This window comes from Bradyrhizobium sp. USDA 4504 (assembly GCF_054063995.1).
On sequence record NZ_JBSSGV010000001.1, the window covers coordinates 3,482,097 to 3,499,581 of the forward strand.

Consider the following 17,485-nt stretch of genomic DNA (forward strand, 5'->3'; position numbering starts at 1 on the left):
CGTTTTTCTGAACCGACGACGCGACCTTGGCAAGCGCGGAAATATTCCGTCAGGCGAGACTGCGCGTAGGCACGGTACGCGCTGCCAAAACACCAGGTGTCGTCCCGGCGAAAGCCGGGACCCATAACCACAGGATTGTTGGTGAGAGTGAGCCGTGGCCCCAGCGTCGCGCTACGACAAAGTGCGGTGGTTATGGGTCCCGGCTTTCGCCGGGACGACACCGCGTGTGTGGCTACACTACTCCGCCGCCATCTGCCGCGGCGCGGACGGCGGGTTGGCGAGGTCGGCGGCGAGTTGCGCGTAGCGAACCTTCGCTTCCTTGATCGCCTTGTCCTTCACCGGACCGTAGCCGCGGATGCGATCGGGCAGCGCCAGCAATTCGACCGCAATGTCGTGGTTGAGCGGCGACAGCAGGCCGAGCACCGTCGCGACATCCTTCTCGTAGCCCGCGATCAGATCGCGCTCCAGCTTGGGGTCGGCGTTGTAGCCGAAGATGTCGAGCGGCGTGCCGCGCAGAAAGCGGAATCTCGCCAGCACCCTGAAGGCCGACATCATCCACGAACCGAAGGCGCGCTTTTTCGGCCGGCCCTGCGCGTCGAGCCCGCCGCCGAGGATCGGCGGCGCCAGATTGAAGTTGAACTTGAACTCGCCCTCAAACTGATCGCGCAGCTGCTTCTCGAAACGGCCGTCGGTGAACAGCCGCGCCACCTCATACTCGTCCTTGTAGGCGAGCAGCTTTGCGTAGTTGATCGCGACCGCGCGCGGCAGCGCCTCGCCATAGCCGCCCTTGGTGGCGGCGTCGCGCACCTGGTCGACCAGCTTGCGATAGCGCTTTGCCAGACGTGCATTCTGGTAGTCGGTCAGGAACGCCATGCGATGGGTGATGATCTCGTCCAGCGACATCGCATCCAGCGATTTCGGTGGCGCGATTTCGTCGTCGCCCTTCATCATGCCGCTCAGCCGTGCCGGATCGGCGGCGGCCAGGCGCCCGAGCTGGAACGCCTGGGTGTTCATCTTGATCGAGACGCCGTTGACTTCGATCGCCTGCAGAATCGCCTCCGCCGACAGCGGCAGCAACCCGCGCTGATAGGCAAAGCCCATCATCATGATGTTGGTGGCGATGGAGTCACCGAGCAGCGCTTCGGCCGGCTTGGTGAAGTCGAAGAACGCGGAGTCCTTGCGCAGCTCGGTCTCCAGCACGCTGTTGACCTTGCGGCTCTGGAAGTTGAAGTCGCGGTTCAGGATAAAGTCCGCGGTCGGGATCACGTGGCTGTTGATGATGCCGACGGTGCGGCTCGCATCGCACAGCGTGATGGTGTCCTTCGACGCCGCCACGACCTCGTCGGCCGCAAGCACCAGATCGGCCGTTCCGGTCACGATGCGCGAGCAGGTCACGTCGGCGGTGTGCTCGGAGAGCCGGACGTGGCTCAGCACCGCGCCGCCCTTTTGCGCGAGACCTGACATGTCGAGGATCATCGAGGCCTTGCCCTCGATATGGGCGGCCATGCCGAGCAGCGCGCCGATCGTCAGCACGCCGGTGCCGCCGACGCCGCCGACCGCGATGTTGTAGGGCCGGTCGAGCGCGGGCTTGGAGGCCGGCTCCGGCAGATTATCGATGCTGCCGAGCTCGGGCGGCGCGCGCCGCCTGAGCTTGCCGCCGTCGACCGTGACGAAGGACGGGCAAAAGCCCTTCACGCAGGAATAATCCTTGTTGCAGGTCGACTGGTTGATGGTGCGCTTGCGCCCGAGCTCCGTCTCCAGCGGCTCGACCGAGATGCAGTTCGACTGCACCGAGCAGTCGCCGCAGCCTTCGCAGACCGCGGGATTGATCAGCACGCGGCGCTGCGGATCCTCCATCAGGCCGCGCTTGCGGCGACGGCGCTTTTCGGCGGCGCAGGTCTGCACGAACACGATCGCCGACGTGCCCTTGGTGTCGCGGCACATCTTCTGGACGTTCTCGAGCTCGTCGCGGTGATACAGCTTGACGCCGGGCGCGATCGTATCGGCCGGATAGGCGTCCGGATTCTCCGAGACCAGATAGATCTCGCGGATGCCTTCGGCATGGAGCTGGAAGGTGATCTGCTGCGGCGAGAGATCGCCGTCGTGGCGCTGGCCGCCGGTCATGGCGACCGCGTCGTTGTAGAGGATCTTGTAGGTGATGTTGGCCTTGGAAGCGATCGACTGGCGGATCGCGAGAATGCCGGAGTGGAAATAGGTGCCGTCGCCGAGATTGGCGAAGATGTGGTTCTCGTTGGTGAACGGCGCGATGCCGACCCACGGCACGCCCTCGCCGCCCATATGGGTGAAGGTCTCGGTTGACCGGTTCATCCACAGTGCCATGAAGTGGCAGCCGATGCCTGCCAGCGCGCGGCTGCCTTCCGGCACCTTGGTCGAGGTGTTGTGCGGGCAGCCCGAGCAGAAATACGGCGTGCGGCTGACAGGCGCGGTCGCCTGCATCTGCGTCGACTGACGGCCGTTGAACCAGTCGGCCTTGGCGCGCAGCATCTCGGCGATTTCAGGATTGAGATTAAGTCGAAGCAGCCGTTCGGTGAGCGAGCTCGCAAGCGAGGCCACGCTGAGCTCGGCGGCGAAGGTCAGGAAGCGCTTGTCGTGATCGTCCATCTTGCCGACGATGCGCGGACGCACATCGTCGCGCCAGTTGAACAGCTCCTGCTTGACCTGGTTCTCGACGATCTCGCGGCGCTCCTCGACAATGAAGATCTCCTCGAGGCCGACGGCGAAGTTGCGCACGCCTTCCGGCTCCAGCGGCCAGGGCATGCCGATCTTGTAGAGGCGGATGCCGATCTTGGCGGCGATCTCGGGCGTGATGCCGAGCTCGCGCAACGCCTGGCGGATGTCCTCGTAGCTCTTGCCCGAGGCCATGATGCCGTAGCGCGCGTTCGGCGAATCCATCGTGATGCGGTTGACCTTGTTGGCGCGGGCGAAGGCGATCGCGGCAAAGCCCTTGTAGTCCTGCAACCGGCGGTCCTGCTCGAAGCGGTCGTCGGGCCAGCGGATGTTGAGGCCGCCCGGCGGCAATTCGAAATCGGTCGGAATGATGAACGGCGTCATCTCGTCGGTGAGGTCGATCTCGGCGGTCGTCTCGACCGTCTCGGTGATCACCTTCATGCCGACCCAGCAGCCAGAGTAGCGCGACATCGCGATACCCAGGAGGCCCATCTCGATCATTTCGTGGATGCTGGAGGGGTAGAGGTAGGGCATCAGCGCGGAGATGAAGGCGTGGTCGGACTGATGCGGGACGGTGGAGGATTTCGCGCCATGGTCGTCGCCGGCAAGGCAGAGTACGCCGCCATGCTTGGCGGAGCCGGCCGCATTGCCGTGGCGGAACACGTCGCCGCAGCGGTCGACGCCGGGGCCCTTGCCGTACCAAATGCCGACCGCGCCATCATATTTGGCGCCCGGCGACAGGGCGAGCTGCTGCGAGCCCCAGATCGCGGTGGCCGCGAGGTCCTCGTTCACGCCGGGCTGGAATTTAATGTTGTACTGCTCGAGATGCTTGCGGGCGGCGAACAGCTGCTGGTCGTAGCCGCCGAGGGGGGAACCGCGATAGCCGGAGATGAAGCCTGCCGTGTTGAGGCCCGCGGCGCGGTCGCGCCTGATCTGCGCCATCGGCAGGCGGACCAGCGCCTGGATGCCGGTCATGAAAACGTGGCCGGTGTCCTGGGTGTATTTCTGGTCGAGGCTGATAGGCCCTTGGTTGATTCCCATTTAGCCCTCTTTTCGCTGGTCGCGACGACTGCTTTTTAGCTAGTCATCCGAGCTTGTTGGAACCAGTCTATGTCGGATTTTCCGGCCCGCGCAGCACAATTCTGGGCGACCAGGCCCGTGGCTCAAAAATCGCAATTTCGTGCCGGGAATATTGCAGGGCCGTTTCGGTTTCTGTCGCAGGACAGGCCCGTGGCGAAATGGCGTGACGCGTCTTGTGGACCGGAAGGTGATCGGATGCGGCGACGATTTCGAACGACGGGTGCGATTCTGGTTGCAGCGCTGTTGTGCGGCGCGCTCGCGACCCGCGAATGCGCCGCCGCGCCGACCGACGACGTCATCGCCCGCGGCAAGGCGCTCACGATCGCCGGCGACTGCGCCAGCTGCCACACGGCCGATCCGGCAAAGCCTTTTGCCGGGGGGAAGCGGATCGACACGCCGTTCGGTGCGGTGTTCTCGCCGAACCTCACCCCCGACCGCGATACCGGCATCGGCGGCTGGAGCGACGACGATTTCCTGCGCGCGCTGCGGAGGGGCGTCGCGCCGAGCGGCGCGCATTATTATCCCGCCTTCCCCTACCCGTACTTCACGAAGCTGATCCGCGGCGACATCCTGGCGATCCGTGCCTATCTCGCGACGCTGGCGCCGGTCAGCAACAAGGCGCCGCCGCCGGAGCTGCGCTGGCCATTGAACTACCGCGTGCTAATGGGGGCGTGGAACGCACTGTTCTTCACACCGGGCATCATCCAGCCGGACCAGGGCCAGGGTGCGGAATGGAATCGCGGACGCTATCTCGTCGAGGCCCTCGCCCATTGCGGCGCCTGCCACACGCCCAAGAACGCCTTCGGCGCCGACAGGCGTGACCAGGCGCTCAGTGGCAGCACGGTGCAAGGCATGTTCGCGCCAAGGCTCGATGGCGCCGCGCGCAGCGGGCTGAAATCATGGAGCGTCGCTGACATCGCCGAATATCTGCAGAGCGGCCGCAACGGGCACAGCCATGCCGGCCCCCTGATGTCCGAGGTGGTGCTCAATTCGACCTCGAAGATGCGCGACGCCGACGTGCGCGCGATCGCGGTCTATCTGAAGAGCCTGCCTGCCAGCGCGCCGGAGCCGGAAGTCACCCCGCCCTCGCCGGCGCAGATGAGCAATGGCGAACGCATCTATCGCGGGGCCTGCATCGCCTGCCATGAGCTCGACGGCTCCGGCGCGCCGCGGATCTATCCGCCGCTGCCCGGCAACGCCAATCTGCAGTCGGCCAATCCGGCGAGCACGCTGCGCATCATCCTCGACGGCGCACAGACCGTGACCACGCCGCGCGCCCCGAACGGCGGCTCGATGCCGGCCTATCCCAAGCTCACCGACCAGGAGGTCGCGGACGTTGCGACCTACATCCGCAATGCCTGGGGCAACGCGGCGCCGGCCGTCACCGCGGACGAGGTCGCCAAGGCGCGGACGGCGAAATAGCCGTTCAGCGCTCCTCGTCGCTGAACACGAATTTCGGCATGTCCCATCGGTAGCGGATCGCAAGCATGCGGAACGTCAGCCCGAGTGCGAAGGTCAGCGCGGTCCAGAGCTGGGTGTTCACCTGCAGCCCGGAGCCGGTCACATAGAACAGTCCCGTCACCACGGAGACGCTGGCGTAGAGCTCGCTGCGAAACAACAACGGCACCTCGTTGCAGAGGATGTCGCGCAGCACGCCGCCGGCGCAGCCGGTGATCATGCCGGCGACGATCACGATCGGCAGCGGGACGTCGATTTGCGAGGCCACGTCGCAACCGGCCATGGTGAACACCACAAGTCCGATCGCATCGAGCACCAGGAATGCGAGGTTGAGCCGGTGCACGAGCCGCGCCAGCAGGATGGTGGCGAAGGCGCCCGCCGCCGCGACCGCAAGGTAGATCGGGTGCGCGACCCAGAGCAGCGGATAATGTCCGAGCAGCACGTCGCGGATGGTGCCGCCGCCGAGCGCGGTGATCGCGCCGAGCATGCAGACGCCGGCCCAGTCCATGCTGCGCCTGCCTGCCGCCAGCGCCGCCGTCATCGACTGCGCCGCAACCGCAATGAACGAGAGCAAGTGCAGCACCGAATCGGTGGGCGGCATGGTCCACATTGAAAAGGCCTCATGAAACAGGTTGGAACCCGAGGAATCGGCGGTTCCTGCATGACAGGTTGCAACATTGGCGCGGAACATCCTCGCGCGCCAGCCATTGTCCTCCTGCGTTTAGCTTTCAGGTGCTAACGGAGGAACTTTGCAATGGCCCATCAACCTGACGATCCGTATCGCGCCAACCTGACCGAGGACGAAATGCGCCGTCAGGCGCGCTTCAACAGCCTGGACAACGAGCTGCAGCCGGACCCGGAACTCCAGGAGGGACCGGCCAGCACCACCAAGATCGCGATGTTCGCCGTCGCGGTGGCCGTGGTGCTCGGTGCGTTGTTCTACGGCTTGAACAATACCTCGGTGCATGAGGCGGGTACCACGCCGTCAGCGCAGACCGCGCAGCAGCAGCCGGCCAATCCGGCCGCGCCGCCTCCGGGCATGCGCGACGTGACGCCGAAGCCGAACAGCCAGCCCGGCACGACCACGGGCGCGGCACCTGCGCAGCCGGCGTCTCCATCGGCCAACAAGCCGACTGGACAGGAAATCGACCGCTCGGCGGCGCCGGCCGACTCGACCGGCGACAAGAACAAGTAATCCGCTCGCTATCGTGAGCGATGAAGCAGCGGGCCCCGGCGGCCCGCTGCTTTTTTGCGTGTGAGTCTACTTGAACATCTTGTTGAGCTCGCCGCCGGGATAGCCATTGGCGAATTCCGTGAAGGTGCCCTTCTCGGCCATCTCCTTGGCCGCCTTCATCACGCCGGTCCAGGCCATCCGAGCAAGCGCTCCGCCGACGCTGATCCGGCGCACGCCGAGATCGGCGACCGATTGCAGCGTCAGCTCCGACACGCCGCCGATCAACAGATTGACCGGCTTTGGCGCCACCGCCTTCACAACCGCGGAAATCTCCTCCTTGGTCGCGATGCCCGGCGAATAAAGGACGTCCGCTCCTGCTTCCGAATAGGCCTGCAGCCGTTCGATCACCAGATTGATGTCCTTCTTGCCCCACAGGAATGCCTCACAGCGGCCGGTGAGCAACACACCGCTGTTGTCGGCATCGATGGCCTTGCGCGCCGCCTTGATGCGCTCCACCGCAAGCTTGTGCTCGAACAGCGGGTTGGCGGCGTCTCCGGTGGAATCCTCAATGGAAAGCCCGGCGGCGCCGGTCTTGACGCCGCGCGCGACATTGGCGGCGACCTTGTCGGGCTCGACCGCGAAGCCGCCCTCGAAATCCGCATTGACGGGAATATCGACCGCCGCGCACAGTGCGGTCAGATGGTCGCAGACGTCATCGACGGTGACGCGGTTGTCGGCCTTGGCGATGGTCCATGCAAAGCCCGCGCTGGTCGACGCCAGCGCCTTGAAGCCGAGATGCTGCAAGGCGCGGGCGCTGCCGACATCGAACGGATTCGGAATGATGAAGCACCCGCTCTCATGCAGCTTCCTGAAGGCGGCGCGTTTGTCAGCAGTTGGCAGTGGCATTGGTCGCTCCCTGGAGTCATTGGCCGCGCACAGATAGGCACCCACGCATCCGCCCGCTAGTGCGGCTCATGCGCCGCGCGGCTGTCCTTCGGCGCCTGATCGCGTTCGTTCAGGCCGTAATCACGGATCACGCTTGCCACCCGCAGCCGGTAGTTCTCGAAGATCCGCGCGCGGCCCTTGGCCTGGGTACGGCGATGTTCGATCGTGTTGCGCCAGGCTTCCACCGCAGCCTCGTCGCGAAAGAATGACAGCGACACGAACTTGCCCTTCTCGGTAACGCTCTCGAACCGCTCGACCGAGATGAAGCCGTCGATCTCCTGCAGGATCGGCTTCAGCTCGGCGGCGAGGTCGAAATAGAGATCCCGTTGCTCAGGCTTGGGCCAGACTTCGAAGATCACTACGATCATGGGCGCCTCCCGCACATTGCTGCTGTGGCCCTACTATACCTCGACCTTGCGGAGAAATGTCCGTTCCTCGGCGAGGATGAAGCGGTTTTCTTCCGCGAAGTTGAAGTTTGCGACGCCCTCCTTGTCCTGGCGCAGCCGCGCGCGATAGGCCTCATAAGCGGCAAGGCTGTCGAACGAGATCAGCGCGAAGGCGATGTTGTTTGTTCCCTCATGCGGCATCCAGTAGCCGATGAGGTCGCCGCCGCAGCGCGGGATGATCGAGAGCCAGTTCCGCGAATACTCCTCGAACATCGCGCGCTTGAATGGATCGAGCTGGTAGCGGATGAAAACGGTGACGGTCATTGATGGCCTCCGGTCATGTTTCCGTTGTTGCGAGCGTCAGCGAAGCAATCCTCGCAATGACGGCACGGTGAACAATAGCGGCTTGTCCGACCTCGATGCTTCGTCTATCATCGAACTATGAAAGCAGGACCCGATATCTCCCGGATCGCCGCTCTGGTCGGCGATCCCGCACGCTGCAACATGCTGACCGCGCTGATGACCGGCCGCGCGCTGACCGCGAGCGAGCTCGCGCAGGAGGCCGGCATCACGCCGCAGACGGCGAGCTCGCATCTCTCCAAGCTCGAGGCCGGCGGGCTGATCGAGCCCGAGAAGCAGGGCCGCCACCGCTACTACCGCCTCTCCGACCCCGACGTCGCCGACGTGCTGGAAGGCCTGCAGGGCATTGCCGCCCGCGCCGGCCATATGCGGGTGCGCACCGGGCCGAAGGATCCGGCGCTGCGCCGCGCCCGCATCTGCTACGACCATCTCGCCGGCGATCTCGGCGTTCAGATGCTCGACAGCATGAAGCGGCAGAAGCTGGTCCGCCAGAGCAAGCAGGCGATCGAGCTCACCGGCGAAGGCAAGCGCTTCATGGCCGAGGAGCTGCAGATCGACGCCGATGCGCTGACGCATCCGCGCCGGCCGGTGTGCAAGGCCTGCCTCGACTGGAGCGAGCGGCGGCATCATCTCGCCGGCACGCTGGGCGCTGCCATGATGGACCGCTTCACGGAACTGAAATGGGCCGCGCGCGACGCTGCGCCGGGCAGCCGCGTGGTCAATTTTTCGCGTAACGGCGAGAAGCGATTCGCTGCGTTGTTCGGCCCGGACCAATAGCGGCGCGCCTTCGGGCAAGCGTCGATGAACCGCCGGTCTCGCTTGCCTCGCCTTCCGATGTATTTTCGTACGCTCGCCATGTGCGCGCGGCTGCCCGCGTCCGCGAAATATTTCGAAGTGATGCTGAGCCGGCTTGCGGCGTGCTGACGCAGCTGTGAGCTGCAACATTCATGTCGCATTCAGGCCGCAACATTATGGTCGGCGACATCGGGCACGCCTTCTGCAATGATCCGGCCGGGCGAATCGGTAGACGAAAGCTTGTTGCGGTGCCGCAGCGCGGCCCAAAATAAAAAAGGAGAAGACATGAAGTATCTTTTTGCTGCAGCAGTTCTGCTGACGACCGCATTCGCCGGCATCAGCGCCGCTGATGCGGCCGGTGGCTGCGGCCCCGGCTGGCACCGTGGCCCCTATGGCGGCTGCGTCAGGAATCGCGGCGTCGTCGTCGCGCCGGGCGCCGTTGTCGTGCGCCCGCCGGTCGTGGTCGAGCGCCCCGTCGTGGTGGCGCCGCGTGTCCGCGCCTGCCCGTACGGCTTCGTCTGGCGCTACGGCCGTTGCCGCCCGATCTGATCGCGGCAGATTCCGAACTAACAAAACCCCGCCTGGCGCGGGGTTTTTCTTTTCGTCATGGAGTCGATATCACCAGCGGCGCCAGTGATGACGGCGCCAATGGTGGCGACGCCAGCCCCAATGCCTGCGGTGCCAGTGCCGGTGACGCCAACCCCAATGGCGATAATGCCAGCGTACTTGCTCGGGCTTCATGCGGCCGACCTCCTCGGCCGTTGTGACGGCGGGATGCGCTTCGCCAGCCGCTGGTGCGCGTGCATCCTGGTTGAGGGGAAGCGGCGCGAGCGGCGCCGCCTGCGCCGTCGCTGCGAAGGTGACGGCTCCGGCGGCGACACCGAAGGCCATCTTCAGAAAATCCCGACGTTCCATGAGCGTTTCCCTTTGTTGCTGAGTTGGACCAACTGCAGCAGTAAGTTTTTGCCTCGCGAGCTGAACGCTCGCTGAACCGCGCGTTCACGTTTCATGGAACTCGAGCGTTGTCGACGTCGTGACGTCACGCAACCATCATGCCGCCGTCGCCTCCTCCGCCAGCACCAGGAGATCGCGCGTGCGTGTCACCTCCGGCCAGTCACGGTTGAAGTCGGCGACCAACCGCTTCATGTGATCGCTGCTCACCGCGCGCTCGAGCGCCTTCTCGTCGGCGAACTGATAAGTCGCCTGGTGCAGCGAGGGATCGCTCAGGCTCCAGCATCGCCAGGCGCGCTCGGCGCCGAACGATTTCATCGCGTCCGGCAGATGCTCGCGCGAATACCAGGCGTCGAAGGCGGCACGCCGGGCGATGTCCGTGACGGTGGCGCGGACGACGAAATAGGCTGCGGGCATTGGTTTTCCTCCATGGTTTCATTTCGCACAGGCGGCCGGCATATGCTCCGTGATATGTCGGCCTGCTGACAATGCCTGATCAGGGGGATCACCCATGCTTGCCCGTCACCGCACCGCCCTGCTCTCGTTCCTGCTCGCCCTCGGCGCCGCGCTGCCCGTCGCCGCCGGGGAGATCGCGCTGCCGCGCGAGGCGCAGCTCGGGCCGCGCCCGTTCTATCTGGTCGACAAGATGAAGGACGGGCCCCTGAAGCAGCAGCTCAGCCAATGCACCGGGCCGTTCCACAAGACCGATTTTTCGATTGGCCATCGCGGCGCCGCGCTGCAATTTCCCGAGCATAGCCGCGAATCCTATCTCGCCGCCGCACGGATGGGCGCCGGCGTGATCGAATGCGACGTCACCTTCACCAGGGACCGCCAGCTGGTGTGCCGGCACTCGCAATGCGACCTGCACACCACGACCAACATCCTGACGGTGCCGGATCTCGCTTCAAAATGCACGCAACCCTTCAGCCCGGCCGATCCCGCCGCCGGCAGGAAGGCCTCGGCGAAGTGCTGCACCAGCGACATCACGCTCGCCGAATTCAAGCGGCTCACCGCGAAAATGGACGGCTTCAATCCGGATGCGAGGACGCCCGAGGAGTACCAGAACGGCACGCCGCGCTGGCGCACCGACCTCTACGCCAATTCCGGCACGCTGATGAGCCATGACGAGAGCATCGCCTTGATCAAAAGTCTCGGCGCAAAATTCACGCCCGAGCTGAAGGCGCCGGAGGTGGCGATGCCGTTCGACGGCGACTACACCCAGGAGACATATGCGACCCAGATGCTCGCCGCCTACAAGGCCGCCGGCATTCCGCCGAGCGACGTGTTCCCACAGAGCTTCAGCCTTAAGGACATCCTCTATTGGGTGAAGACCGAACCCGACTTTGCCAGCCAGGCGCTCTATCTCGAGGACCGCTACGAGAAAGCGGGCCTCGATCCGAACCGGCCGGAGACCTGGAAGCCGTCGATGCAGGAATTGAAGGCCTCCGGCGTCGCGATCCTGGGACCGCCGATCTTCGCGATGCTGGCGCTGAACGACAAGGGCGAGATCGTCCCGTCGGCTTACGCCAGGGCAGCGAAGGCCGCCGGCCTCGATCTGATCGGCTGGTCGCTGGAGCGCGACGGGCCGCTCAACCGAGGCGGTGCGTTCTACCACAAGTCGGTGAAGGCGGCGATCGACCGCGACGGCGACACGTTGACCGTGCTCGACGTGCTGGCAAGACAGGTCGGTGTCCGCGCGATGTTTTCCGACTGGCCGGCGACGACCACATTCTATGCGAACTGCATGGGGATGAAGTGAGATCTTGCGGGGCAGGTTACAGCCGCGCCTGCCCCGCCCTACGCACCGTGCGCGCCCGCCATGACCATTCCGGCCGTTCCGCGCGCGGCAGAACGGGACTAGCATCATCGCCTTCCCGCCCGACGGGACAACACCACAGGGAGGCCGCCATGAAGCCAGGACAACCGGTCAAGGACGCCAGCCATCTCTACGAAGTCGAGCGCCGCGCCCAGCACGCCGCCCGCCCCGGCTTCCGCATCATGGAGCTGCAGCTCTCGCCGACCCAGAAGGTGCCGTGGCACACCCACAGCAACATCTCCGACACCTTCTATGTGCTGGAGGGCCAGATGCGGCTGTTCCTGCAGGAGCCCAAGGAGGAAGTGAACCTGAAGGTCGGCGAAGTCTACGCCGTCCGCCCGACCCGCCCTCACCTCGTCACCAACGCCGGCACGACGTCGCTGACGTTCCTGATCCTGCAAGGCGTCGGCGAATACGACTACGTACCGCTGGCGTCGAAGTAACTCCCTCCGCTGTCGTCCCGGCGAAAGCCGGGACCCATTACCACCGCATTTCGGTGATGAACGGGATCGCCCCAGCGTCGCGCAACAATTGAGACTTGGGATAATGAGTCCTGGCTTTCGTCAGGACGACACTGAGTTTGCGGCGCCGCTTTGCGCGCCCGCCGCGCCTCACATCAGTTTCAGCGGCGCGTCGTGAACCAGGCGCAGGTCGATATTGCCGATCAAACGCGCGCGGCGCGCCTCGGCGGTGCTGATCGCAGCCTCGGTCTGCCGCAGTGTGCTGACATTCGAGCCGAGCGACACGATACCACCGAGCACCAGTGCGATCGATCCGAGTGCCGCGGTCTGACCGGCGCCCAACAGCTCGAGCAGCGCGACGGCCAGCAACGCGAACCCGCCTGCGATCGCGACCTTCGAGCCGAGAATGATCCGCCGGGAGCGCTCGGCGCTCTCGGCAAGCTCCTCGATCTGCGCCTCGATCTCGGAGATCTCGTCGGTCGGCTCGTCTTCGGTCATCGGGTTCGGACCTGTAGGGCGGGTCAGGCGGAAGCCGTAACCCGCCGTGTTCATTTTCGCAAGAAATCGCTACGCTTCAGGCGCGCGCTAGCTCTTGGTCATCCGATTCGGACTCAAATCAAATGTTAGCCTGTTCAACGCTCGACGACGGATGGGTCGCTGCGGCTCCCGCCGAGGTCGGCTTCGATGCCGAAAGCCTCTCCAGACTCGACGCGTTTCTCAAACAATGGCCCAAGCGCAACGTTCACGCCGTTGTCATCGTACGGCGCGGCAAGCTTGTGTTCGAGCGCTATTTCGCCGGCCGGGAGCGGCGGTGGATGGAGTGGTCGGCACCGGTTCAATTTTCGCCGGAAACGAAGCACGACATCCGCTCCATCTCGAAGAGCGTAACCTCACTTCTGATCGGCTTGGCCATCGGCAAGGGACAATTTCCGCCGCTCGATTCCGCTGTTATCGACTATTTCCCCGAATATGCCGATCTTCGTACGACGAGGAACGCTCGCATCACGTTCCGGCACCTGCTCACCATGTCGCACGGTCTACGGTGGGATGAAGCGCGCGGCTGGAACAGTCAGGCGAACAACGAACGGCATCTGCTCGAAGCGAAAGATCCCTACCGCTATGTTCTGCAACAGCGGATGGCGCTCCCGCCCGGCGTATCGTTCAACTATAGCGGCGGCGCCACCAGCCTCCTGGCTGCGGCCCTTGCCAAGAGCGTCGGCCAACGGATCGATGCTTTTGCCAGAGACAAGCTGTTCGAACCGCTCGGCATCACTGATGTCGAGTGGCTCAGCTTTACCGGCAGTGCCGAACTCGCGGCCTTTGCCGGATTGCGGCTACGGCCGCGCGACGTCGCCAAGCTTGGCGAACTCGTCGCGAATGATGGACGCTGGAACGGCAGACAGGTCCTGCCCGCCGCGTGGATCGCCGAGTCGACCAAGCCGCGGGTTAACGCCGGAGGGCACGTGGTCGTCTACTTATGGTTATCACTGGTGGCTTGGCCGTTCCTTGCTGAACGGTCACGACCTGATCTGGATCGCCGCGTACGGCAGCGGTGGCCAACGCCTTTTCATCGTGCCCGGGCTCGATCTGGTGGTCGTCGTGAACGCCTTCGACCACGATGCCATCTCAAACGCCATCCTCAACCAGTTTCTCCTGCCTGCCGTGACGGACTGTCCGCCCCTTTCAGCGTAAAGGGTTGGAATGGGGCTGAGCTCAGCTCTCTGTTCGCAGGGCCGGTTACGCGACCGGGTCCGCGCGCGTAGCGCAGTGAGCGAAGGTGGAAGCCGCAACCCGCCACGGATCGTACGCCCCTGGAACCTCGAGATTCCGGGTTCGCGCTCACGCGCGCCCCGGAATGACGACAACAAGAGCAACAAAGGGAGACGCGCATGCGAAGGTCGTGGGTTACGCTTGCGCTAACCCACCCTACGCTCTCCTCACAACGGCAGATTGTCGTGCTTCTTCGCGGGGATCTCCACCTTCTTGTCCTTCAGCATCGCCAGCGCCCGCGCGATGCGGCGGCGGGTCGAATGCGGCATGATGACGTCGTCGATGTAGCCGCGTTCGGCGGCGATGAAGGGCGACAGGAAGCGGTCCTCGTACTCCTTGGTGCGGGCGGCGATCTTGTCGGGGTCGCCGATGTCAGAGCGGAAGATGATCTCGACCGCGCCCTTGGCACCCATCACAGCGATCTGGGCGGTCGGCCAGGCGTAGTTCATGTCGGCGCCGATTTCCTTCGACGCCATGACGTCGAAGGCGCCGCCATAGGCCTTGCGGGTGATGATGGTGACGAGCGGCACCGTGCACTGCGAATAGGCGAACAGCAGCTTTGCGCCGTGCTTGATCAGGCCGCCATATTCCTGCGCGGTGCCCGGCAGGAAGCCCGGCACGTCGACGAAGGTGACGATCGGGATGTTGAAAGCATCGCAGAACCGAACGAAGCGCGCGGCCTTGCGTGAGGCGTCGCTGTCAAGCACGCCCGCCAGCACCATCGGTTGGTTGGCGACGAAGCCGACGGTGCGGCCGGCGATGCGGCCGAAGCCGGTGACGATGTTTTTCGCAAAGGTCTCCGAGATCTCGAAGAAGTCGCCCTCGTCGACGACCTTGAGGATCAATTCCTTCATGTCGTAGGGCTTGTTCGGATTGTCGGGGATCAGCGTGTCCAGCGACATGTCGACCCGCCCGATATCGTCGAAGCTCGGCCATTCCGGCACGCCGTCGCTGTTGTTCGAGGGCAGGAAGTCGATCAGGCGGCGCATCTGCAGCAGCGCGTCGACGTCGTTCTCGAACGCGCCGTCGGCGATCGAGGAGCGCGTGGCATGCACCGAGGCGCCGCCGAGTTCCTCGGCGGTCACCACCTCGTTGGTGACGGTCTTCACCACGTCGGGGCCGGTGACGAACATGTAGCTGGTGTTCTTCACCATGAAGATGAAGTCGGTCATCGCGGGCGAATAGACGTCGCCGCCGGCGCAGGGGCCCATGATGACGGAGATCTGCGGGATCACGCCCGAGGCCTGCACGTTGCGGCGGAACACATAGGAATAGCCCGCCAGCGCCGCGACGCCCTCCTGGATACGCGCGCCGCCGGCGTCATAGAGGCCGATGATCGGCGCCCTCGCCTTCATCGCCATGTCCTGCAGTTTCGTGATTTTCAGCGCGTGGGTTTCGGAAAGCGAGCCGCCGAACACCGTAAAATCCTTGGCAAAGACGAACGTCTTGCGGCCGTTGACCGTGCCCCAACCGGTGACGACACCGTCGCCGGGGATCCTGGTCTTCTCCATGCCGAATTCGATCGAGCGGTGCTCGACGAACATGTCGAATTCCTCGAACGAGCCCTTGTCCAGCAGGAGCTCGATCCGCTCGCGGGCGGTCAGCTTGCCGCGGGCGTGCTGCGCCTCGATGCGCTTTTCGCCGCCGCCCAGCTTGGCGCCGGCGCGCCGCTCTTCGAGGGTATCGAGGATATCTTTCATTTGTTTCCGCCCGTGTTAGCTACAGTCCGCGTCCCGGCGCGAGCCGAGGTCCGCTTCGTTCGGAAATGGCTTAGCACGGCCATTTCGGAACCGGAAAGGCGGTTGTGGACGGGTTCGGGCGCAAAAACGGTAGGATTTTCCGATATCTGGGGAGATGGCGATGACCGACACGAGCACGGCCACGGTCGAGACCGGCGCACCGACCGGCGGGGTGCGCACCCTGCTCCGGCTGGAGGGCCTCGTGCTGTTCCTCGGCATGACCGTGCTCTATGCCCAATGGGAGGGCTCGTGGCTGGTCTATGTCCTGCTGTTCCTGGTGCCGGATTTGAGTTTCGCGGCCTATCTCGCCGGCCCGCGGGTCGGCGCCATCGTCTACAACGCCGCCCACAGCTATCTGGCGCCGGTCGCGCTGATGACGCTGGGCTTTGCCGCCGCGGCGCCGCTGGTGCTATCGATCGCGATGATCTGGCTCGCCCATATCGGGATCGACCGCGCGCTCGGCTACGGGCTGAAATATTCCAAGGGCTTTGGCTTCACCCATCTCGGGCGGATCGGGAAAGCGCAGGAGCCCGCCTAGCGCCCGCTTCCTGACGTCACGCACGGCCGGTCAAATTGACAGCGTGCGCGTCGATTGCTGGCGTCTCGAAGGATGCAGGCCCGCCTGTGGCCTCATGGTTCGAGACGCGCGTTCCGCGCTCCTCACCGTGAGGAGAGACAGACGTCAAGCAAAGCGGCGCGCGAACACCACACAGACGACGACGAGCATGGTCGCCACGATCATCGACCACGGCACCTGCTCGTGCAGCAACAGGCCGGCCAGCGCGAGGCCGAAGAACGGTTGCAGCAGCTGCAATTGGCCGACGCTGGCGATGCCGCCGATCGCAAGGCCGCGATACCAGAACACGAAACCGACCAGCATGCTGAAGATCGAGACATAAGCGAGCCCGAGCCAGGCCGGCGCGCCGATGCCCTGCCAGCTCGGCGGCAGCGTCATGATCGTCATCACGAGCACCACGGGCACTGAGAGCACCAGCGCCCAGGAGATCACCTGCCAGCCGCCGAGCCGCCGCGACAGCGCCGCGCCCTCGGCATAGCCGAGGCCGCAGACGATGATGGCGGCGACCATCAGGAGGTCGCCGGTCAGCGACGCCGATCCGTCGCTCGACAAGGCGAACGCGCCGACCGTCGCGCTGCCGATGCAGGAGAACAGCCAGAACAGCGGCTGCGGCCGCTCGCCGCCGCGCAGCACGCCGAACACGGCGGTCGACAGCGGCAGCAGCCCGATGAACACGATCGAATGCGCCGAGGTGATGTGCTGGAGCGCGAGCGCGGTGAGCAGCGGAAAGCCGATCACGACGCCGAGTGCGACGATGGTCAGCGACACCAGATCCTTGCGCTGCGGCCAGGGCTGCCGCAGCGCCGCAAGCAGCGCGGCGCCGAGCAGCGCCGCGATCGCCGCCCGCGCCGAAGTCAAGAACAGCGGCGAGAACTCTGCCACGGCCACGCGGGTCGCCGGCAGCGAGCCGCTGAAGATAATCACGCCGAGCAGGCCGCTGCCCCAGCCGTCGATCGAAGCCTTGTCCATCGTACTTTGCTTCCCAAAACGTAACTGCGCCCCCTCGCCCCGCTCTTGCGGGGCCGAGACGAGCGAAGCTCGCTCTTAGAGGGTTGGGGTGAGGGGCCGCCCCGCATACTCGGTAACGGCCGAACCCGTGGAGACTCCCCCTCACCCGGAACGCATCTGGCGATGCGTTCCGACCTCTCCCCGCAGGCGGGGCGAGGTGAAGCCGAGTCCACCTCGCACCGACCATAGCCGGCGGAGGCTCGCCAAGGCAGCTACAGATCAGTACAATATCGCAAAACTGTATGGGCAAAGGTAGGCATACACTTGCAACAGCAAT

General features: G+C 64.9%; 19 protein-coding genes. 8 read left to right on the top strand and 11 right to left on the bottom strand.

Translation table 11 applies throughout. The annotated features are described in order from the left end of the window. Nucleotides 1-237: 237 nt before the first annotated feature. On the bottom strand, nucleotides 238-3,729 hold the full coding sequence (locus tag ACVMB1_RS16155) for an indolepyruvate ferredoxin oxidoreductase family protein (protein ID WP_456848753.1): 3,492 nt from the start codon (nucleotides 3,727-3,729) through the stop codon (nucleotides 238-240). 234 nt (nucleotides 3,730-3,963) lie between these two features. Here ACVMB1_RS16155 and ACVMB1_RS16160 point away from each other — a divergent pair, with 234 nt between their 5' ends. After that, nucleotides 3,964-5,190: a c-type cytochrome gene (locus ACVMB1_RS16160; protein ID WP_456827576.1), complete on the top strand. Its 1,227-nt coding sequence runs from the start codon at nucleotides 3,964-3,966 to the stop codon at nucleotides 5,188-5,190. A 4-nt stretch (nucleotides 5,191-5,194) separates the two neighbouring features. On the opposite strand, the gene ACVMB1_RS16165 is transcribed toward ACVMB1_RS16160, so the two are convergent. Beyond that, a complete protein-coding gene (locus ACVMB1_RS16165) occupies nucleotides 5,195-5,836 on the bottom strand; it encodes a trimeric intracellular cation channel family protein (RefSeq protein WP_456827577.1) in 642 nt (213 codons plus the stop codon). Between the two features lie 144 nt (nucleotides 5,837-5,980). On the opposite strand from ACVMB1_RS16165, the gene ACVMB1_RS16170 reads away from it, so the two are divergent. Next, entirely contained in the window at nucleotides 5,981-6,421 is a 441-nt protein-coding gene (locus ACVMB1_RS16170) for a hypothetical protein (RefSeq protein ID WP_057015965.1), read from the top strand. Nucleotides 6,422-6,487: 66 nt separating this feature from the next. On the opposite strand, the gene ACVMB1_RS16175 is transcribed toward ACVMB1_RS16170, so the two are convergent. The 3 genes from ACVMB1_RS16175 to ACVMB1_RS16185 are packed head-to-tail and all read right to left on the bottom strand — an operon-like array spanning nucleotide 6,488 to nucleotide 8,055. After that, the gene (locus ACVMB1_RS16175) at nucleotides 6,488-7,306 is read right to left on the bottom strand and encodes an isocitrate lyase/PEP mutase family protein (RefSeq protein ID WP_456827578.1); all 819 of its coding nucleotides are present in this window, start codon (nucleotides 7,304-7,306) and stop codon (nucleotides 6,488-6,490) included. Between the two features lie 56 nt (nucleotides 7,307-7,362). Next, complete coding sequence (locus tag ACVMB1_RS16180; protein ID WP_456827579.1) at nucleotides 7,363-7,713, bottom strand: antibiotic biosynthesis monooxygenase family protein; 351 nt, start codon at nucleotides 7,711-7,713, stop codon at nucleotides 7,363-7,365. A 33-nt stretch (nucleotides 7,714-7,746) separates the two neighbouring features. Further along, a complete protein-coding gene (locus tag ACVMB1_RS16185) occupies nucleotides 7,747-8,055 on the bottom strand; it encodes an NIPSNAP family protein (RefSeq protein WP_050384507.1) in 309 nt (102 codons plus the stop codon). Nucleotides 8,056-8,172: 117 nt separating this feature from the next. Between ACVMB1_RS16185 and ACVMB1_RS16190 the strand changes: the two genes are divergently transcribed. Further along, entirely contained in the window at nucleotides 8,173-8,868 is a 696-nt protein-coding gene (locus tag ACVMB1_RS16190) for an ArsR/SmtB family transcription factor (RefSeq protein ID WP_026192884.1), read from the top strand. Between the two features lie 179 nt (nucleotides 8,869-9,047). Here the strand turns inward: ACVMB1_RS16190 and ACVMB1_RS16195 are convergent, their stop codons facing one another. Further along, complete coding sequence (locus ACVMB1_RS16195; RefSeq protein ID WP_256520351.1) at nucleotides 9,048-9,173, bottom strand: hypothetical protein; 126 nt, start codon at nucleotides 9,171-9,173, stop codon at nucleotides 9,048-9,050. On the opposite strand from ACVMB1_RS16195, the gene ACVMB1_RS16200 reads away from it, so the two are divergent. Further along, nucleotides 9,172-9,435: a GCG_CRPN prefix-to-repeats domain-containing protein gene (locus ACVMB1_RS16200; protein ID WP_076831326.1), complete on the top strand. Its 264-nt coding sequence runs from the start codon at nucleotides 9,172-9,174 to the stop codon at nucleotides 9,433-9,435. The two genes, ACVMB1_RS16195 and ACVMB1_RS16200, sit on opposite strands and share 2 nt — an antisense overlap. A 69-nt stretch (nucleotides 9,436-9,504) precedes the next feature. On the opposite strand, the gene ACVMB1_RS16205 is transcribed toward ACVMB1_RS16200, so the two are convergent. Beyond that, nucleotides 9,505-9,801, bottom strand: coding sequence for a twin-arginine translocation signal domain-containing protein (locus ACVMB1_RS16205; RefSeq protein WP_076831329.1), 297 nt, complete (start codon nucleotides 9,799-9,801; stop codon nucleotides 9,505-9,507). Between the two features lie 135 nt (nucleotides 9,802-9,936). After that, entirely contained in the window at nucleotides 9,937-10,254 is a 318-nt protein-coding gene (locus tag ACVMB1_RS16210) for a hypothetical protein (protein ID WP_057015961.1), read from the bottom strand. 94 nt (nucleotides 10,255-10,348) lie between these two features. Here ACVMB1_RS16210 and ACVMB1_RS16215 point away from each other — a divergent pair, with 94 nt between their 5' ends. Both ACVMB1_RS16215 and ACVMB1_RS16220 read left to right on the top strand, forming a co-directional pair. Then, a complete protein-coding gene (locus tag ACVMB1_RS16215) occupies nucleotides 10,349-11,596 on the top strand; it encodes a glycerophosphodiester phosphodiesterase family protein (protein ID WP_057015960.1) in 1,248 nt (415 codons plus the stop codon). Nucleotides 11,597-11,745: 149 nt separating this feature from the next. Next, the gene (locus ACVMB1_RS16220; protein ID WP_018272103.1) at nucleotides 11,746-12,096 is read left to right on the top strand and encodes a cupin domain-containing protein; all 351 of its coding nucleotides are present in this window, start codon (nucleotides 11,746-11,748) and stop codon (nucleotides 12,094-12,096) included. A 168-nt stretch (nucleotides 12,097-12,264) separates the two neighbouring features. Here the strand turns inward: ACVMB1_RS16220 and ACVMB1_RS16225 are convergent, their stop codons facing one another. Then, a complete protein-coding gene (locus ACVMB1_RS16225) occupies nucleotides 12,265-12,612 on the bottom strand; it encodes a hypothetical protein (RefSeq protein WP_076831330.1) in 348 nt (115 codons plus the stop codon). Nucleotides 12,613-12,734: 122 nt separating this feature from the next. On the opposite strand from ACVMB1_RS16225, the gene ACVMB1_RS16230 reads away from it, so the two are divergent. Continuing rightward, the gene (locus tag ACVMB1_RS16230; protein ID WP_456848755.1) at nucleotides 12,735-13,877 is read left to right on the top strand and encodes a serine hydrolase domain-containing protein; all 1,143 of its coding nucleotides are present in this window, start codon (nucleotides 12,735-12,737) and stop codon (nucleotides 13,875-13,877) included. A gap of 174 nt (nucleotides 13,878-14,051) precedes the next feature. On the opposite strand, the gene ACVMB1_RS16235 is transcribed toward ACVMB1_RS16230, so the two are convergent. Next, nucleotides 14,052-15,584, bottom strand: a complete 1,533-nt coding sequence (locus ACVMB1_RS16235) for an acyl-CoA carboxylase subunit beta (protein ID WP_076831336.1) — start codon at nucleotides 15,582-15,584, stop codon at nucleotides 14,052-14,054. Nucleotides 15,585-15,744: 160 nt separating this feature from the next. Here ACVMB1_RS16235 and ACVMB1_RS16240 point away from each other — a divergent pair, with 160 nt between their 5' ends. Further along, nucleotides 15,745-16,161 carry a DUF4260 domain-containing protein gene (locus tag ACVMB1_RS16240; protein ID WP_028335494.1) on the top strand — a complete coding sequence of 139 codons (417 nt, stop codon included), beginning with the start codon at nucleotides 15,745-15,747 and terminating at the stop codon, nucleotides 16,159-16,161. A gap of 144 nt (nucleotides 16,162-16,305) precedes the next feature. On the opposite strand, the gene ACVMB1_RS16245 is transcribed toward ACVMB1_RS16240, so the two are convergent. Beyond that, nucleotides 16,306-17,169: a DMT family transporter gene (locus ACVMB1_RS16245; RefSeq protein WP_076831338.1), complete on the bottom strand. Its 864-nt coding sequence runs from the start codon at nucleotides 17,167-17,169 to the stop codon at nucleotides 16,306-16,308. Nucleotides 17,170-17,485: the final 316 nt, after the last annotated feature.

Coding starts and splice junctions, on each gene's coding strand:
- ACVMB1_RS16230 (WP_456848755.1), top strand. CDS start 12,735: ATGTTAGCCTGTTCAACGCTCGACGACGGATGGGTCGCTGCGGCTCCC.
- ACVMB1_RS16190 (WP_026192884.1), top strand. CDS start 8,173: ATGAAAGCAGGACCCGATATCTCCCGGATCGCCGCTCTGGTCGGCGAT.
- ACVMB1_RS16175 (WP_456827578.1), bottom strand. CDS start 7,306: ATGCCACTGCCAACTGCTGACAAACGCGCCGCCTTCAGGAAGCTGCAT.
- ACVMB1_RS16195 (WP_256520351.1), bottom strand. CDS start 9,173: ATGTCTTCTCCTTTTTTATTTTGGGCCGCGCTGCGGCACCGCAACAAG.
- ACVMB1_RS16185 (WP_050384507.1), bottom strand. CDS start 8,055: ATGACCGTCACCGTTTTCATCCGCTACCAGCTCGATCCATTCAAGCGC.
- ACVMB1_RS16245 (WP_076831338.1), bottom strand. CDS start 17,169: ATGGACAAGGCTTCGATCGACGGCTGGGGCAGCGGCCTGCTCGGCGTG.
- ACVMB1_RS16165 (WP_456827577.1), bottom strand. CDS start 5,836: ATGTGGACCATGCCGCCCACCGATTCGGTGCTGCACTTGCTCTCGTTC.
- ACVMB1_RS16160 (WP_456827576.1), top strand. CDS start 3,964: ATGCGGCGACGATTTCGAACGACGGGTGCGATTCTGGTTGCAGCGCTG.
- ACVMB1_RS16240 (WP_028335494.1), top strand. CDS start 15,745: ATGACCGACACGAGCACGGCCACGGTCGAGACCGGCGCACCGACCGGC.
- ACVMB1_RS16215 (WP_057015960.1), top strand. CDS start 10,349: ATGCTTGCCCGTCACCGCACCGCCCTGCTCTCGTTCCTGCTCGCCCTC.
- ACVMB1_RS16235 (WP_076831336.1), bottom strand. CDS start 15,584: ATGAAAGATATCCTCGATACCCTCGAAGAGCGGCGCGCCGGCGCCAAG.
- ACVMB1_RS16200 (WP_076831326.1), top strand. CDS start 9,172: ATGAAGTATCTTTTTGCTGCAGCAGTTCTGCTGACGACCGCATTCGCC.
- ACVMB1_RS16170 (WP_057015965.1), top strand. CDS start 5,981: ATGGCCCATCAACCTGACGATCCGTATCGCGCCAACCTGACCGAGGAC.
- ACVMB1_RS16155 (WP_456848753.1), bottom strand. CDS start 3,729: ATGGGAATCAACCAAGGGCCTATCAGCCTCGACCAGAAATACACCCAG.
- ACVMB1_RS16220 (WP_018272103.1), top strand. CDS start 11,746: ATGAAGCCAGGACAACCGGTCAAGGACGCCAGCCATCTCTACGAAGTC.
- ACVMB1_RS16205 (WP_076831329.1), bottom strand. CDS start 9,801: ATGGAACGTCGGGATTTTCTGAAGATGGCCTTCGGTGTCGCCGCCGGA.
- ACVMB1_RS16180 (WP_456827579.1), bottom strand. CDS start 7,713: ATGATCGTAGTGATCTTCGAAGTCTGGCCCAAGCCTGAGCAACGGGAT.
- ACVMB1_RS16210 (WP_057015961.1), bottom strand. CDS start 10,254: ATGCCCGCAGCCTATTTCGTCGTCCGCGCCACCGTCACGGACATCGCC.
- ACVMB1_RS16225 (WP_076831330.1), bottom strand. CDS start 12,612: ATGACCGAAGACGAGCCGACCGACGAGATCTCCGAGATCGAGGCGCAG.